The organism is Bacillus sp. HMF5848, from assembly GCF_003944835.1.
Taxonomy (GTDB): domain Bacteria; phylum Bacillota; class Bacilli; order Bacillales; family HMF5848; genus HMF5848.
Genome location: NZ_RWIV01000001.1, coordinates 2,343,601 through 2,358,371 on the forward strand (window position 1 = coordinate 2,343,601; position 14,771 = coordinate 2,358,371).

Here is a 14,771-nt window from a genome sequence, read left to right on the forward strand (position 1 = left end):
ATTACGCCTCCCCTCGTGGTCTTGCTTTACCTAGGTACAATGTGGAATCTCTCACCTCATGCTTGAATACATCTAAAGGTGCTAATGGCGGTGTACCAGGTACATTTGTACCGTCCTTCTCATATAGCCCATAGTGACATGGACAGAAGAACTCATTTGGATGGTCAGAATTACCTGCCCAGTTAACTACGCAACCTAAATGCTTACAAACAGGAGAGAGCGCTACAATATCACCATTCTCATCTTTGTACACCCATGCCGATTTCGACACGTCAGAGACGTACCAAGCATCTTTCTGTCTAATTTGGAAGTCGAAACGTTGTGGTTCAGTTGTAATGTCATCAACTGAAGCAACAGGCACCATATCTTGTTCTTCAGCAGGACGAAGTACAGGGTCTAATGCAAAACGTGCCATTGGCATAAGCATTGTAGCGGCCATGAAACCGCCAACCCCTGTAAGTGTGTAGTTTAAAAATTGTCGTCTTGATACCCTATGTTTTTTCTCGCTCATACAATTCCCCCCTCTATTAGAAAATCGGTCCATTAGGACTTTATGGACTATATAACACATTGAAACTAGGACATTTTCATGATATCTCAATACTATCATGAGGTCAATAAAATCCTGTTCAGAAATATGTTTTAACTAAAATCATTATAAATAATAAACTATTATTATTCTTACTTATCAAAAAGTTACGTGTTAATTTAAGATTTTGTAGCTTTTTGTATTAATTCCACGCCCTCATTAAATATGGTGATAACTGTGCAAGCTGATTATCTATGTATGATTTTTTATGTTTATCATCAATATGATCTAATGAAAAAGAAGGTAGCCATAATAAAGGTAACTCCAGTTCTTTTTCTACGAGTCTCCATTCATTGTCACAAGACAGCAGAAATACCTTTTCAAAGCCAGCTTTCTTAAGCTTTTCTATCCATGATTGTAAGTCCTTTATAGTAAGGTTCATATCTTGTTCTACCCAGTAATGAAACGTAGGTATAAGGAAGACTCTACCTTGATATTCTCGTTCCAACGCTGTTGCTACTGTCATAGTACTTTCTCCGGTTTGAACTATGTTCTTTATAGAGCCTGAGAAATCCAATGGCACTAATGGCAAAATAGCTGTATCAACATACTCCTTTGCTTGTACAAACATATTAATATCGTGACTTAACCAACGCATTACAATACACCTACTTGTTAAATTTAATACAAAATAATGTAATGATTCAATATTCTTGTATATGTTACTATCATACCATAATAATTGGAAAGAAAGAAAAAAGTTTGACCCCTTATTTCAGATTTTTTTAAATCTTTAATTTAATAAAACAGAGCTAAAGATAAAAAGTCTTGCTTTAAAGCAAGACTCTCCAATTATTTTAAGTATTTAAGACGAGTTGTTAGTTCATTAAACAGTTCTTTGTCATTTTTATCTAGTGCCTCGTCTATAAGATGTAAAAGCTTTTCTTTTTGATACGTAGTGATAGATTTTTCTAAGAATTGTTCAGCTAATAGACTATCTTTTTCATTCACTTGCAAATGTTTAGGTAAAAATGGATTTTCTTCAAGGACTGCAACATACTGCGGACACGAATAAGATGATCTAAAATTAATCTGAATATAAATGTCCTCGTCACGGTTGAGGCGGATGTCATGAAAAGATTTTTCGGCATCCGTTGTCATAACATTTTCCTTGTAAAATCTGAAAGGTACATCGTCAACACAATGTGTCGACATAATAATACCTCTCGGACAATATTGCGCTTGCTCAACAAAGTGTACTTTTCTCATCAATTGATCGTGGCTCATTAAATAATTAAGAATCCACACACATTCTCTTCTTTTTAGCTGATAATTGCCTAAAAACCACCTAACAAATTCTTTCTTCTCATTTACAGATACAGGGGTTGTCATAGTGCCTCCCTCCTCTGTTGCTCGAGTCCTTATGACTCCATATTAGTTATACAGTAAACACCTGCACGTAATAATATTCTACAAACACCCTCATTTGTCCTTCTCATTACTGCTCTAATTCTAAAAGAAGTTGCTCAACTTCAAAGTTTGTTGGATCAAGACTATGTATTTTTTTATAAACGACTATAGCATCCTCTCTGTTCCCATCCTCTAACAAAAAGCGAGCGTATTCTTCCAAAAATTCACTGTTCTCTTTAAAAGAAGTATATGCAGCTTGGTAACGATTTAATGCATCTGAAAATCTTTCTGTTTCTCGATATGCTGTCGCCATAGCCCAATCAAGGAATGGATCTGTATCTTCGTTAACCTCTGCTTCTGTGATTAATGAAATAACTTCTTCATAGTCACTCTTTTGTAATAATACGTTTGTGTAAGAGATTAGAGCATCCATATACCCAGGGTCAATGGCAAGTGTTTCTTTCAAGAATCCCGCAGCCTCATTTAGTCTGCCTACTTTATATGCCAATTGGCCAGCATAAAAATACATTTCTTTCCCATTTCCTTGTAGCGCTAATCCTCTCTTAAGGTACTCTAAAGCCTCTTCTAAGTTGTTTTCTTGTTCAAAAGCTTTCGCCGAATAAAAATATGCCGCTTCAAAATCTTCATCTTCTTTAATAACATGTGTAAATTTTTGAATAGCCAAAGTATATTGTTCCGCTCGATACGCAGTAAATCCATATTCAAACAAGCTATGAACATCTAATTTTTTTGCTTTTACAAAGTAATCTAGCGCCCCTTCAAACTCACCAATATGACTTAATGCTAACGCTAAACGCTGAAATAGATTAACTCCTGCAATATCTGTGTCATTATTAGACAAATGCTTATACAAAGGTACAGACCTTACATAATCAGCCTGATGAAAATATAGCTCTGCAAGTGCAAAGTCAATTAAAGGCTCGTTAGGCATAATGTTCTTTGCTTGCGATAGTTTATATTCACTGACTTCTTCCAACCCCTGCATTTGATAAAGATCTGCTGCTAGTAACAGTGCTTGTATGTACGCTTCATCCGTTTCATTAATCATATTGACAACTTCTAATGCTTCATCCTCTAAACCTTGCTCAATATATATTTCTGCTAATAATAGTTGTAAGTCACCATTATTTGTTTCTGAGTGCTCTATCATATTGCGAACATCATCTAGTAAGCCAAAATGTATAAACAATTCACAAACTGCGTACAATTCCATATTTGTTAGAGTTTTGAGGTTTGTGTGAACAAACGCAACAGCCTCCTCATAATAGCCTTGTTCTAATGCATCTGTTAGTGTTTCCATTGATACGTTTATCTTTGTCATTATTTACGTCCTCTCCATTACACATAAGCATAATCATATTGGAAAAAGCCAGGAATTACAATATGGCGCTTTTTTCCTTTACCTGGTCGATATAATACATCTGCGCCAGCTTTTGTAACAATCCCGTTTGTTACTGTTATAACCGGATTATGTTTATGATAATCGATGAAACGCGGCTGTTCAACAGTTTCGTCCTCAAATAGTTTTTTGTTATAGAGATTATAATCAACTTCGCCACCTATTCTAAAGTCACCTTTTTGGGGATAAATACCTGTTTTAGCGAGTAAAGATTTGCTCAAAGGCATTTTTGCAAGAGGTGCTTCTAAATCAGTTGGTATAAAATACTGATTCGTATAGGTTAACCAAAGTTGTTTTACACGAGCTAAGTCCTTACTAGTTTGCTGATCATACTCAGCCCAATTAGGTACAACCGGGATCCTATAATGAAATATGGCATCTCGAATCCACCCCCAGGGCACGTTAGCGAGTTCATTTACATCAGAAGGCAAATTGACAAATAATACAGGGATTTTATACTTTTGACAAATTCGAATAGTTTCCGGGCGAAGTAAATATAGAGGAACACGGATAGCTAAATAATAATCTATCGGACAGTTTAAAAGCATACTTTCTAACTTTCGAAGTGCCGATGGAATATCAGTTTCATATGTGATGTTTGTAGAAACTAACATGCTTGTAAAGCCTTTTTGCAAGCAATTCACTTCAAAGTACTGCTTTGATTCTGAAAACGGTTTTTGTTTAGTATCAAAGTGATCATACATGACAAAGCCAGGTGTCATAATGTAATCAGATACATCCATCCTCCACACATTATAAGAAAGTGTATGGGTTCCGATGTATTCAATATAATTTTTGTTAACAACAAACGATACATTTCTAGCAACCCCAGACTCGTTAACAACAGTTGCTTTCTCAATTAAGTACACTCGAACCCCCACCTCATTTTAATCTTTCAAACTAGTACAAGCTCTATAAGACAAACTATGAGGAGAGTATTAGAATTATAACTTAATATTAACGACAGGTGATTTCTACATAATTTTCATTAGAAACACTTGAAATGTATAAAATTAACTTTATTTGCTGTAATGAATTTATTCTATAGTTGCACCTCAATTATAACAACTTATGTCTGTTAAGAACCTAGGTGTTAGTATGGTATCCATCTTTGGTATCAAAAACTTCAAATCATTGCAAACCGAATTTGGGCACCATAACCAAAAAGTCTAGCTACTTATTAGCTAGACAGATTTTACTGTTTGCAATTGTTCTAGATGGGCAAAAAAGCTCGGATATGATACAGAAATAGCATCAGCATCTTTAATTACAATTTGACCATTACATATGCACGATGCAATACTGAGCATCATACCAATTCGATGGTCACCAAAAGAAGACACTTCAACATCCCCTTTCAATGAGGTTGGGCCCGTTATAATCATGCCATCCTCTGTTGCTTTAATATTTGCTCCTAATTTCTTAAGCTCTGATACAACTGTATCAATTCTGTTTGTTTCTTTTACCTTTAACTCTTCAGCATCCTTAATTACTGTAACTCCATTAGCTTGTGTAGCAAGCAAGGCTATAATAGGAATTTCATCAATGAGACGCGATATGTTTTCGCCTCCAACTTCTGTTGCAACAAGTTGTGAAGTAGATATTGTTAAATCACCAACTGGTTCAAAGTTTACTTCTCTAATATTTGATATTGATAGTGATGCTCCCATAGACTTAAGAACATCAATTATACCTGTTCTCGTTTCATTTAAACCGACTTTCTCTAGTCTAATTTCACTATCTTGGACAATTGCTCCAGCAACTAAGAAAAATGCAGCAGAGGAAATATCACCTGGTACTTCAATTGAAGTGGCCGTAAGGGTTTGTCCACCTTCAACGCTTACAGCAAGCTCATTCACTGTGACATCCCCACCAAAAGCTTTCAACATACGTTCAGTATGGTCTCTTGAACGAGCTGGTTCTGTTACGATTGTAGTCCCATTACTATGTAATCCTGCTAATAATATTGCTGACTTCACTTGTGCACTTGCAACCGGTGAATGATATTCTATACCTTTCGTATGCCCTCCACGTATAGATAGAGGGGTTAGGTTTCCGTCTTCTCTCCCGTCAATATCAGCACCCATTTGACGTAAAGGACCTGTTACGCGCTTCATAGGACGTTTTGCAATAGAAGAATCGCCTGTTAGAATAGTATGAAATGGAGCCGCAGCTAAAACGCCTAAAATCAATCGTGTTGTAGTACCAGAATTTCCTGTGTAAAGTATTTCAGAGGGTTCCTTCAGTCCTAAAAAACCTCTTCCGAGAACAGTAACGGAATCTTCTGTTATGTCAATGGAAACTCCAAGTTTCCTAAAGCAGTCAATGGTGCTCAAACAGTCCTCACCCATTAAAAAATTTTGAACCCTTGTAGTGCCTTCAGCAATTGCACCTAACATAATAGCGCGATGAGAAATTGATTTATCCCCCGGCACACGAATAGTTCCTTTTAGTGAAGGACTTTTCCCAGTTAGTACTTTATCCAAATCTTCTCCTCCTTTTATGCATAATACGTCTCATAAGAAGAATTAGCCTCAATGCATTGCTTAGCTCTTTTTCGGTCACTATCTGTTTGAAAACTTAAGCGAAGCACACCTAATATATCTTCCCTTGTTTCTAAAATTCGTATATTGGTAATACTTATTTTATTTTCTGCTAAATACCCGGTAATCTCTGATATAGCCCCAGGTTTATCAGGTACATCTACAAATAAATCATAAAAAGAAGGTATAGCACCTTTTTCTTTCACTGGTAAACCATCACGGAATTCCTTAGCATGTAAAAAATACTCATAAATCTTTTGACTATCTCCTGTTTCGACGATTGATCGTAACATACGCATTTCGTCAAGCCATCCATCAAAAAGCTGAAGTAATGCATTACGATTATGTAGAAAAATATCTCGCCACATCGTTGGATTACTTGAAGCGATTCTAGTAATATCACGAAATCCACCTGCAGCTAAGCGACTTACAAGCTCATTATCCCGCTCAAGCTTCTCCGCTTGATGAACAAGACCCGCTGCTATTATATGCGGAAAGTGACTGATCACCCCTGCAATACGGTCGTGCTCTTCAGGTGATAACGTAATAAATCTTGCTTTTGTACCAGCTAACCAATTTTTCAACTCAATTATTTTTGAATTATCTACATTTGTTGTTGGTGTGAAAATATAAAAAGCATTTTCAAATAAATGAGCTCTTGCAGCAGCTACTCCATTTTTATGAGAACCTGCCATAGGATGCCCACCGATAAAGCAAATATTGTTTTTTAGAAGTACTTGTGCAGATTCTGTTATATGCTTTTTAGTGCTGCCTACGTCTGTAACAATTACACCTGATTTTGTTGGCAGGCTCGCTATTCGGTGGATAATATCAACTGCTTGTTGAACGGGTGTAGCAATTATTATTAAATCTGACTCTTTGCTACCATCCTCTATAGATTCAGCTATCTCATCAATAACTGCTAGTGTACGTGCAAGTTGTAGTTGTTCACCATTTACATCATACCCAACAATAGTCACATCCTGATGCTCTCGTCTTATAGCTAAGGCGACAGACCCACCGATGAGCCCGAGGCCGATGACGAAAACTTTTTTTGACAACATTTCTCCCCCCTAGACGACAGACTCTCTTTTTTCTATTTAAGCATGGATGAGAGAATTTCAAAGAATTGTTTGTTTTGTTCTGCTGTTCCTACCGTGACTCGAATCGCATGAGGAAAACCAAGTGCGTTTCCAGATCGAACAATATAACCTCTTTCTAACAAATATTGAAACATCTCATCTCCTGTAAAGCTATTATGAAACATTAAAATAAAATTACCTTGTGATTGATAATACGTTAAATTATGTTGATCACAGAACCTATAAAATTGCTCGAGTCCTTCATGGTTTAAAAGGACACTTTCGTTTACAAATGCCTGATCAGATAAGGCAGCAATAGCCGCTGCTTGTGCAAGCTTGCTAGTGTTGAAAGGCTCTCGTGCTGGTTCTATACTTTGCAACAATTGTTCGCTTGCAATACCATAGCCAATACGTAACCCTGCTAATCCGTATGCTTTAGAAAATGTTCGTAAAATGACAAGGTTTGGATGGTTCGCCAACAAAGAAATACTGTCAGGATAATCTTCAGCTACAACATACTCAAAATAGGCTTCATCCACAACAACCACGACATTGTTTGGCACGCGAGACAGAAAACTTAACAAATCTTCTTCACTAATGTACACACCTGTTGGATTATTTGGTGTACAAAGCCACACTATAGCTGTATTTTCATCAATAGCAGAAAGCATGCCTTCTAAATCATGCGCTCCTTCGATTAATGTTACCTCACGAATGTCTGCACCCTCAATAACAGCATTATGCTTGTATTGTGGGAATGTAGGTTTTGCCATAACAGTATTTTTGCTTGGAGATAAATAGGCCCGACACAATATTTGTACAACTTCATCCGATCCATTTCCAAAAATAAGCTGACGTGGTGATACTTTAAGATGTTCTGCCACTGCATTACGTAATTCTGCTGCATACCCATCGGGATAAATATTAATACTATCCATTTGTTTCTGTAGCACATCTTTTACTTTATTAGAAAAACCAAATGGATTTTCATTTGATGCTAGCTTAACAATTTTCTCAAGGCCGTACTCTCGTTTCACATCTTCTATTGGTTTTCCTGGCTTATACGGTGTTAAATTTAATAGCTGTTTTTTTACTTCCACAAAAAACAGTCCTCACTTTCATAATGTCTTATTCATGTTGTCCTAAAATGATACATTACTAAAAGTAACCATTCTTTTAATGTGCACAAGAAAGTCGTATCACAATCGGACACACTACCCAATTATTCCTCGTACATATTTCTTAAATTGCTCAATTCCTTCTGATCTTAACGAATCATCTATCAGTAAAGCTTGCAATTCCTCCACTTTATTTACGAGAGCACTGCCAATGACAACACCATCACACAATGATGATAAATTATTAACCTGCTCTTTTGTTGATATACCAAACCCCACAACAATAGGAACAGAGCTGTAAGCACGTACATCTCGTAAAAACTCCTCAATGTCAGGTGGTAAAGTTGTGCGAACACCAGTGACACCTAAAGATGATACACAATACAAGAAGCCTTCCGCGTGTTTCGCTATTCGCTCGACTCTAGCTTTTGATGTAGGTGCAAGAAGTGAAATGAGTGGAATTCCCTCCTTTTGGCACCGGAGGCGTAAAGCATCACTTTCTTCAAACGGTAGATCTGGAATGAGCACTCCATCAATATCATTTTGCCTCATTAACGCAAAAAAGTAGTCCTCTCCTAATTGTAGCACAGGATTATAATACGTAAATAGAATAACAGGAATATTTAGTCCTCGTGCTCGCATTTTTGGCACAAGCGTCATAGCCCTTTCTATATTCATACCTTGCTTCAAAGAGCGAATTGCAGCACGTTGAATCGTTGGACCATCTGCAAGAGGATCTGAATACGGTATACCTAGCTCTAAGCAAGATGCACCAACATCTTGCAGTGCTATGGCGAGATCTATAGTTGCTTCTTCACACGGATCTCCCGCTACGATGAATGGAACAAATAATGAATTAGTTTGTGGTAAAGGATGCTTGAATACGACTGTCATCATTCCCTTCCTCCTTCGCGTCGAAATGACTCATTAATGAATACACATCTTTGTCGCCCCGACCAGATAAGCAAATTAATACATTTTCCGTACTTGGCCTAGAAGCAGCTATTTCATATGCTTTACTTAAAGCATGCGCTGACTCTATAGCCGGAATAATCCCTTCATCCACAGCTAAAATTTGCAATGCTTCAAGTGCCTCAGCATCTGTCACACTTTTATATTGGACGCGACCTGTCTTTGCCAAATGTGCATGTTCTGGTCCAATCCCAGGATAATCTAACCCTGCTGAAATTGAATACGGCTCAATAATCTGACCGTGCTTGTCTTGAAGTAAATATGTTAGCGATCCATGAATAACTCCAACCGTACCTTTAGTAATAGTAGCAGCATGAAGTCCCGTTGTGATACCTTTTCCAGCAGCCTCTACACCAATGAGCTCTACATCATCATTTAGAAATGGATAGAACATGCCTATTGCATTGCTTCCTCCTCCTACACAAGCCACAATTGTATCAGGGAGAGTTCCCGTTCGAGATATAAATTGCTCACGAGCTTCGTCCCCGATAATTCGTTGAAAATTCCGCACCATCATCGGATATGGATGTGGGCCTACTACTGAGCCAATAACATAAAAGTGATCTTCACAATGCTGAACCCAGTATCGAATTGCTTCATTTGTTGCATCCTTTAACGTCCCATTTCCGCTTGAAACAGGTACTACTTCAGCACCTAATAATTTCATTCGAAAAACATTTAACTCTTGACGACGAATATCCTCTTCTCCCATAAACACTTTACATTGCAAGCCAAATCTTGCAGCAACAGTGGCTGCTGCTACTCCATGCTGGCCTGCTCCGGTTTCTGCGATTATCTTGGACTTCCCCATTCTTTTTGCAAGTAATGCCTGCCCAATTGCATTATTTAATTTATGTGCTCCTGTGTGATTAAGATCCTCACGTTTTAAATAAATGTTAGCTCCACCAAACCTTTTTGTTATGTTAGGTGCAAAAGTTAATGCAGTTGGTCTACCGGAATATTCTCGTAAAATATTGTGGAACGTTTCAATAAATATTGGGTCATTCATCGCCTCATGAAGTGCTTCCTCTATTTCTACTAATGGATTCATTAGTGTTTCGGGAACAAATTTACCACCAAAATCCCCAAAACGACCTTTTTCATTTGGCACGTTCATACTTAAACACCTTCTCTTCTATTTGTTTAATACGATCTTCATCTTTCTTAAATCTTTCTTCAATACCACTTGAAATATCAATACCATCTATAGAATAAGATAAAAGAACTTCAATATTTTCTGGCGTTACACCACCAGCAATGTAACATGGTTTATTAAATTTATGAGATTCTCTTACATAAAAAGGGATTGATTTCCATTCAAATGGAAAACCGCTTCCACCCCATTGCGAGCCAACCTTACTATCAATCACAAACCCATCAACAACATTTTTATAGTCAGTCATTTTATCCCATGCCCCTTGTTGATGATGAATCACCTTCCAGATTGGTTGATTAATTTCATTTTTTAGTAGTTCAATATCATAAACGGATTCATTTCCATGCAGCTGTATAATGTCAATCGGAAGACTCGTAATTACTTCTTTTATCCTATCAAGTGATGCATTAACAAAAACAGCAACAATTTTTTTGCTCGTAAAGTTAACCTCCGATAGCCATTTCGCTACATCACTTACTTGAACCTCACGCTTGCTATTTGCAAAAATGAAACCTAAATGATTCGCTTCACTAGACGCTGTTACTTTTACATCATCATATGATTTGTTGCCACAATATTTAAGTAGCATGATGTTTCTCCTGTTTATTAAATAACGTATGAATACCATTTCCAGGTGACGAAGCCCTCATAAATGTTTCACCAACTAGAATAGCTTTTGCTCCATATTTACTCACATCAACTACATCCTCGTAAGTGGCAATTCCACTTTCACTCACTAATAAACTTTCATTAGGTATGAGCGAAGAGAAACGTTTTGTTTGTTCTATTGATGTTTTAAAAGTACGAAGGTCTCTGTTATTTATCCCGATAATTTTAGGTGTAAAGATTTTTAATAACGACTCCAGTGTTGCTTGATCATGAACCTCAACGAGACATTCAAGTCCTGTTTCGTAAGCTTGTAAGTATAGCTCATGAAGCTTGGTTGGCGACAAGATTTCTCCAATAAGCAATATCGCATCAGCTCCTACTCTTACGCTTTGCTCGACTTGAATAGGCTCTAGAATAAAATCTTTTCGTAAAATAGGAAGTGCTACTTGTTGTTTCACAGCAGTTAAATACTCACAGCTACCTTGAAAGAACATTTGATCCGTTAGCACTGAAATAGCATCGGCAGCTGCTTGCTCATATTCTTTTGCAATCATAACAGGGTCAAAATCTTCACGGATAACACCTTTTGACGGTGAAGCCTTTTTAATTTCTGCAATAAGACCTATAAAACGGTTTGCATGCTTCAGGGCATCATATAATGAATAGTGTTTTACACATAGCTTTTCTGGTAATGTAATAGCTTCTATTTCAACTTTTTTTTGTGATACTATTTTAGTTAACACGTCTCGACACCCCGTTTGCTTGTAAACTTTGAAAATGCTTTAAAGCCGTTCCATTTCGCAATGCCCCTAGCGCCTGATAGACACCATCCTGTATATCAGCAGCTCTTCCCGCTACATATAACGCAGCTCCTGCATTTAAAATAACTATATTTCTTGAGCTATCTGTTGCTTTATTATGAAATACTGCTTCTATTCGCCGAGCACTCTCTTCTACAGATGACACGATGACATCCTCTATTTTTCCACGCTTAAACCCAAAGTCGTCAGGAGTGATGACATATTCTGTTATTTGCCCATCTTTTAATTCTACAACATTTGTTTCAGCACTAATTGATATTTCATCCAATCCATCTCGTCCTGTGACAAATAAAACATGCTCAGAGCCAAAGTGTTTCATTGCTTCTGCAAGTTTCCTCGCATAATCAACGGAGAATACTCCTATTACTTGATGTTTGCAATTTGCAGGGTTACTTAGTGGACCAAGTAAATTAAATGCTGTTCGAAAGCCGATTTCTTTGCGCGGTGTAACAGCATGCCTCATCGCTGAGTGGTAAATAGGCGCAAATAAAAAGCTCATATTATGGTTCTTTAGCGCTATTTCAGCTTCTTCTGGAGAAGACTGTATATCAATTCCTAAATACTCAAGAACATCTGCACTTCCACTTTTTGAAGAAACAGCACGATTTCCGTGCTTAGCAACCTTTACACCAGTAGAGGATACTAAAATGGCAGCAGCTGTTGAAATGTTAAATGTCGATGAGCCATCTCCCCCCGTTCCACATGTATCAATAACAAGCTCATTGGCCTCATCCATTGTAAGTGGAGTCATGTGCATGCGCATAGCTTTTATAAACCCAATGAGTTCGTCTACAGTTTCTCCTCGAAAACGAAGTATGGAAAGTAAACTTGCAATCTGACTTTCTGTAGCTCTTCCTTCCATGATTTCATGCATAAGTGCTTCTGCCTCTTCCATTGTTAGTGATGATCCTTCGATACACTTCGCTAACAATTGTTTAAACATGCAGCTTCTCCTCCTGTCCAAATAATTCATGAGCTATTTGAATTGTTCGAATTAAAGCGCTTGCTTTATTTTTTGTTTCTTTATACTCGAGCTCTGGTACTGAATCTGCTACAATACCTGCACCTGCTTGCACATAAGCTACATGATCTTTAACAATAATAGTTCGTATAGTTATGCAAGAATCAATATTTCCATCAAAACCAATATACGCAACTGTTCCTGCATACATATTACGAGCACATGGCTCAAGCTCTTGAATAATTTGCATTGCTCTTACTTTTGGTGCCCCTGAAACTGTTCCTGCAGGAAATGCCTTTAACAAAGCGTCAATTGGGTGTACATCATGACGTAGTCTTCCTGTTACCTTTGAAATAAGATGCATGACATGAGAAAAACGGCCTAGTTCCATTAACGTCGGAACGGATACAGTGCCATATTCGGCAACCATACCAATATCGTTCCTAGCCAAGTCTACAAGCATATAATGCTCTGCCTTTTCCTTCTCATCATTTAACAAATCATTGGCTAATGCATCATCTTCATCGCTTGTACGTCCTCGTCGCCGAGTACCTGCAATCGGATGAATTTCTAAGTGCTTATTATGAATTTGAATCAGTCGTTCCGGTGAACTTCCAACCGCTTCCACATCATCAAAACGAATATAAAATAAATAAGGTGATGGATTCACACTTCTTAGTACTCGATATAAATCAAAGCCGCTTACTTTAAGAGGAATTTCAAAACGCTGAGACAGTACAGTTTGAAATACATCGCCTGCTCGTATATATTCTTTGACTTTTTCAACATCTGCAACGAATTGATTTTTAGTATAATTCGAAGCAACGCCGGTAAAATCAACTTCTTTATTGTAAGTAGCGGGTAATAATTTTCGTGTGACATCTTTATGCTGTGCAAGTTGCTTTACATACATATTTATCTTAGCGATTCCATGTTCATACATTGCTACTTTACAAGCTTCATCCTCGTTACCAGTTAATCGTATCAAATGAATAATAGATAGTTCACGGGAGTGATGATCAAATACAATTAACGTTTCACAAAACAAAAAATGATACAAAGGCAATCCCAAATCATTAACCTTATGAACAGGTACTTTATCAAGTGAATTAACAGCATCATAACTAATAAAACCAACTGCTCCACCGTAAAACGGTATATCTTCATCTAACTGCTTTAGCTTAATCATCTCCTGTACATAGGTATACGCAGCTTGTAACGATGGTTGTGATGTAACAGTATGTCGCTTGTCATTTTGAACAACAAACTTATCCTTACGATTCGTAATGTACAAAAACGGCTGTAAACCAATAAATGAGTAACGTGACCACGGTGAACTAGCATCCTTTGATTCTAAAATAAAAGATGCTTCTTCCTTAAGATTTTGGAAAATTTGAATAGGAGTTAACGTGTCAGCAATAAAACGATTAATAATAGGGATTGTTTTATACGTCTCTGACTCTTGTAAAAATGAGGTAAAATCCATTGTTGCACTCTCCTTCCATATTCGGTCGGAGAATGAGTAGCGTGAGGTGTATACATGTAAAAAGTAGCAAATAACCGTATTTGCGTAAGTAATATACGATTAATTGGTAGCTACTTTTCATAAAAATACAAAACCCAAAGACACTTACGTATCTTTGGGTAGGACATGTAAATAATAACTAAACTAAGCTCAACTATGCTAACTCATTCTCAACTACCCTAAACTTATAAAGTTTCTCTCTTCTCAACTAAACTATCATAATCTTATAACAAATATTTAATTATTTCAACTATTATCTATATTCAAATCGGGTCTCAAATTCGTTGCACCCTCTAAATAAATATGACGAATATCTTGTTGTGCTATTTGTGTATCCACCATTATCATGACTCTAATACACATAGACAAAGAGTCGGGTACAGGTATTTCCTGCATGCACATAACAGGAACATACGTCCAACCTTCAATGTTTCGTAACGCCTTTGCAGGAAATTCTGCTGTTACATCATTTGTTACGCTAATTAGTACTGAAGACACTGAGTTAGCCTCAATACTATTGGCCACAATCATTTCTTGAAGCAGCCTTTCAGTAACTGAGACAATTTCGGCCTTTGTATTAGTTCGGACCGTCGTAGCCCCTCGTATTCCACGAAGCAAAAAAACC

Annotated in this window: 15 protein-coding genes; all 15 read right to left on the reverse strand. The window is 37.2% G+C overall.

Features of this window, described 5'->3' with window-relative positions; genetic code table 11:
• Position 1: 1 nt before the first annotated feature.
• A complete protein-coding gene (locus EJF36_RS11265) occupies positions 2-511 on the reverse strand; it encodes a QcrA and Rieske domain-containing protein (protein WP_125906418.1) in 510 nt (169 codons plus the stop codon).
• 220 nt (positions 512-731) lie between these two features.
• Positions 732-1,187: a DUF2487 family protein gene (locus EJF36_RS11270; RefSeq protein ID WP_125906419.1), complete on the reverse strand. Its 456-nt coding sequence runs from the start codon at positions 1,185-1,187 to the stop codon at positions 732-734.
• Between the two features lie 194 nt (positions 1,188-1,381).
• Positions 1,382-1,921, reverse strand: a complete 540-nt coding sequence (locus tag EJF36_RS11275) for a ReoY family proteolytic degradation factor (protein WP_125906420.1) — start codon at positions 1,919-1,921, stop codon at positions 1,382-1,384.
• Positions 1,922-2,027: 106 nt separating this feature from the next.
• Positions 2,028-3,281 (reverse strand): tetratricopeptide repeat protein, encoded by a 1,254-nt coding sequence (locus EJF36_RS11280; protein ID WP_125906421.1) that lies wholly within the window; start codon positions 3,279-3,281, stop codon positions 2,028-2,030.
• 17 nt (positions 3,282-3,298) lie between these two features.
• Complete coding sequence (locus tag EJF36_RS11285) at positions 3,299-4,228, reverse strand: hypothetical protein (RefSeq protein WP_125906422.1); 930 nt, start codon at positions 4,226-4,228, stop codon at positions 3,299-3,301.
• A 315-nt stretch (positions 4,229-4,543) separates the two neighbouring features.
• Positions 4,544-5,845, reverse strand: a complete 1,302-nt coding sequence (aroA, locus tag EJF36_RS11290; protein WP_125906423.1) for a 3-phosphoshikimate 1-carboxyvinyltransferase — start codon at positions 5,843-5,845, stop codon at positions 4,544-4,546.
• A 14-nt stretch (positions 5,846-5,859) separates the two neighbouring features.
• The gene (locus EJF36_RS11295; RefSeq protein ID WP_125906424.1) at positions 5,860-6,963 is read right to left on the reverse strand and encodes a prephenate dehydrogenase; all 1,104 of its coding nucleotides are present in this window, start codon (positions 6,961-6,963) and stop codon (positions 5,860-5,862) included.
• A gap of 35 nt (positions 6,964-6,998) precedes the next feature.
• Positions 6,999-8,084 carry a histidinol-phosphate transaminase gene (hisC, locus tag EJF36_RS11300; RefSeq protein WP_125906425.1) on the reverse strand — a complete coding sequence of 362 codons (1,086 nt, stop codon included), beginning with the start codon at positions 8,082-8,084 and terminating at the stop codon, positions 6,999-7,001.
• A 114-nt stretch (positions 8,085-8,198) separates the two neighbouring features.
• Positions 8,199-8,996 (reverse strand): tryptophan synthase subunit alpha, encoded by a 798-nt coding sequence (gene trpA, locus EJF36_RS11305; protein WP_125908352.1) that lies wholly within the window; start codon positions 8,994-8,996, stop codon positions 8,199-8,201.
• On the reverse strand, positions 8,959-10,191 hold the full coding sequence (gene trpB / locus EJF36_RS11310) for a tryptophan synthase subunit beta (RefSeq protein WP_125906426.1): 1,233 nt from the start codon (positions 10,189-10,191) through the stop codon (positions 8,959-8,961). Before trpB ends, trpA begins: the two co-directional genes overlap by 38 nt.
• A complete protein-coding gene (locus EJF36_RS11315) occupies positions 10,175-10,819 on the reverse strand; it encodes a phosphoribosylanthranilate isomerase (protein WP_125906427.1) in 645 nt (214 codons plus the stop codon). Before EJF36_RS11315 ends, trpB begins: the two co-directional genes overlap by 17 nt.
• Positions 10,809-11,582: an indole-3-glycerol phosphate synthase TrpC gene (trpC, locus tag EJF36_RS11320; protein WP_125906428.1), complete on the reverse strand. Its 774-nt coding sequence runs from the start codon at positions 11,580-11,582 to the stop codon at positions 10,809-10,811. The genes EJF36_RS11315 and trpC overlap by 11 nt, the downstream gene beginning before the upstream one ends.
• On the reverse strand, positions 11,572-12,603 hold the full coding sequence (gene trpD / locus EJF36_RS11325; protein WP_125906429.1) for an anthranilate phosphoribosyltransferase: 1,032 nt from the start codon (positions 12,601-12,603) through the stop codon (positions 11,572-11,574). Before trpD ends, trpC begins: the two co-directional genes overlap by 11 nt.
• On the reverse strand, positions 12,596-14,107 hold the full coding sequence (trpE, locus tag EJF36_RS11330; protein WP_125906430.1) for an anthranilate synthase component I: 1,512 nt from the start codon (positions 14,105-14,107) through the stop codon (positions 12,596-12,598). Before trpE ends, trpD begins: the two co-directional genes overlap by 8 nt.
• Before the next feature lie 285 nt (positions 14,108-14,392).
• Positions 14,393-14,764, reverse strand: a complete 372-nt coding sequence (gene aroH / locus EJF36_RS11335; protein ID WP_125906431.1) for a chorismate mutase — start codon at positions 14,762-14,764, stop codon at positions 14,393-14,395.
• Positions 14,765-14,771: the final 7 nt, after the last annotated feature.

Excerpts from the sequence above, each read along its gene's own strand:
- EJF36_RS11275 (WP_125906420.1), bottom strand. The coding sequence starts at position 1,921 with ATGACAACCCCTGTATCTGTAAATGAGAAGAAAGAATTTGTTAGGTGG.
- EJF36_RS11265 (WP_125906418.1), bottom strand. The coding sequence starts at position 511 with ATGAGCGAGAAAAAACATAGGGTATCAAGACGACAATTTTTAAACTAC.
- trpD (WP_125906429.1), bottom strand. The coding sequence starts at position 12,603 with ATGTTTAAACAATTGTTAGCGAAGTGTATCGAAGGATCATCACTAACA.
- trpA (WP_125908352.1), bottom strand. The coding sequence starts at position 8,996 with ATGACAGTCGTATTCAAGCATCCTTTACCACAAACTAATTCATTATTT.
- trpB (WP_125906426.1), bottom strand. The coding sequence starts at position 10,191 with ATGAACGTGCCAAATGAAAAAGGTCGTTTTGGGGATTTTGGTGGTAAA.
- EJF36_RS11315 (WP_125906427.1), bottom strand. The coding sequence starts at position 10,819 with ATGCTACTTAAATATTGTGGCAACAAATCATATGATGATGTAAAAGTA.
- EJF36_RS11270 (WP_125906419.1), bottom strand. The coding sequence starts at position 1,187 with ATGCGTTGGTTAAGTCACGATATTAATATGTTTGTACAAGCAAAGGAG.
- trpE (WP_125906430.1), bottom strand. The coding sequence starts at position 14,107 with ATGGATTTTACCTCATTTTTACAAGAGTCAGAGACGTATAAAACAATC.
- EJF36_RS11280 (WP_125906421.1), bottom strand. The coding sequence starts at position 3,281 with ATGACAAAGATAAACGTATCAATGGAAACACTAACAGATGCATTAGAA.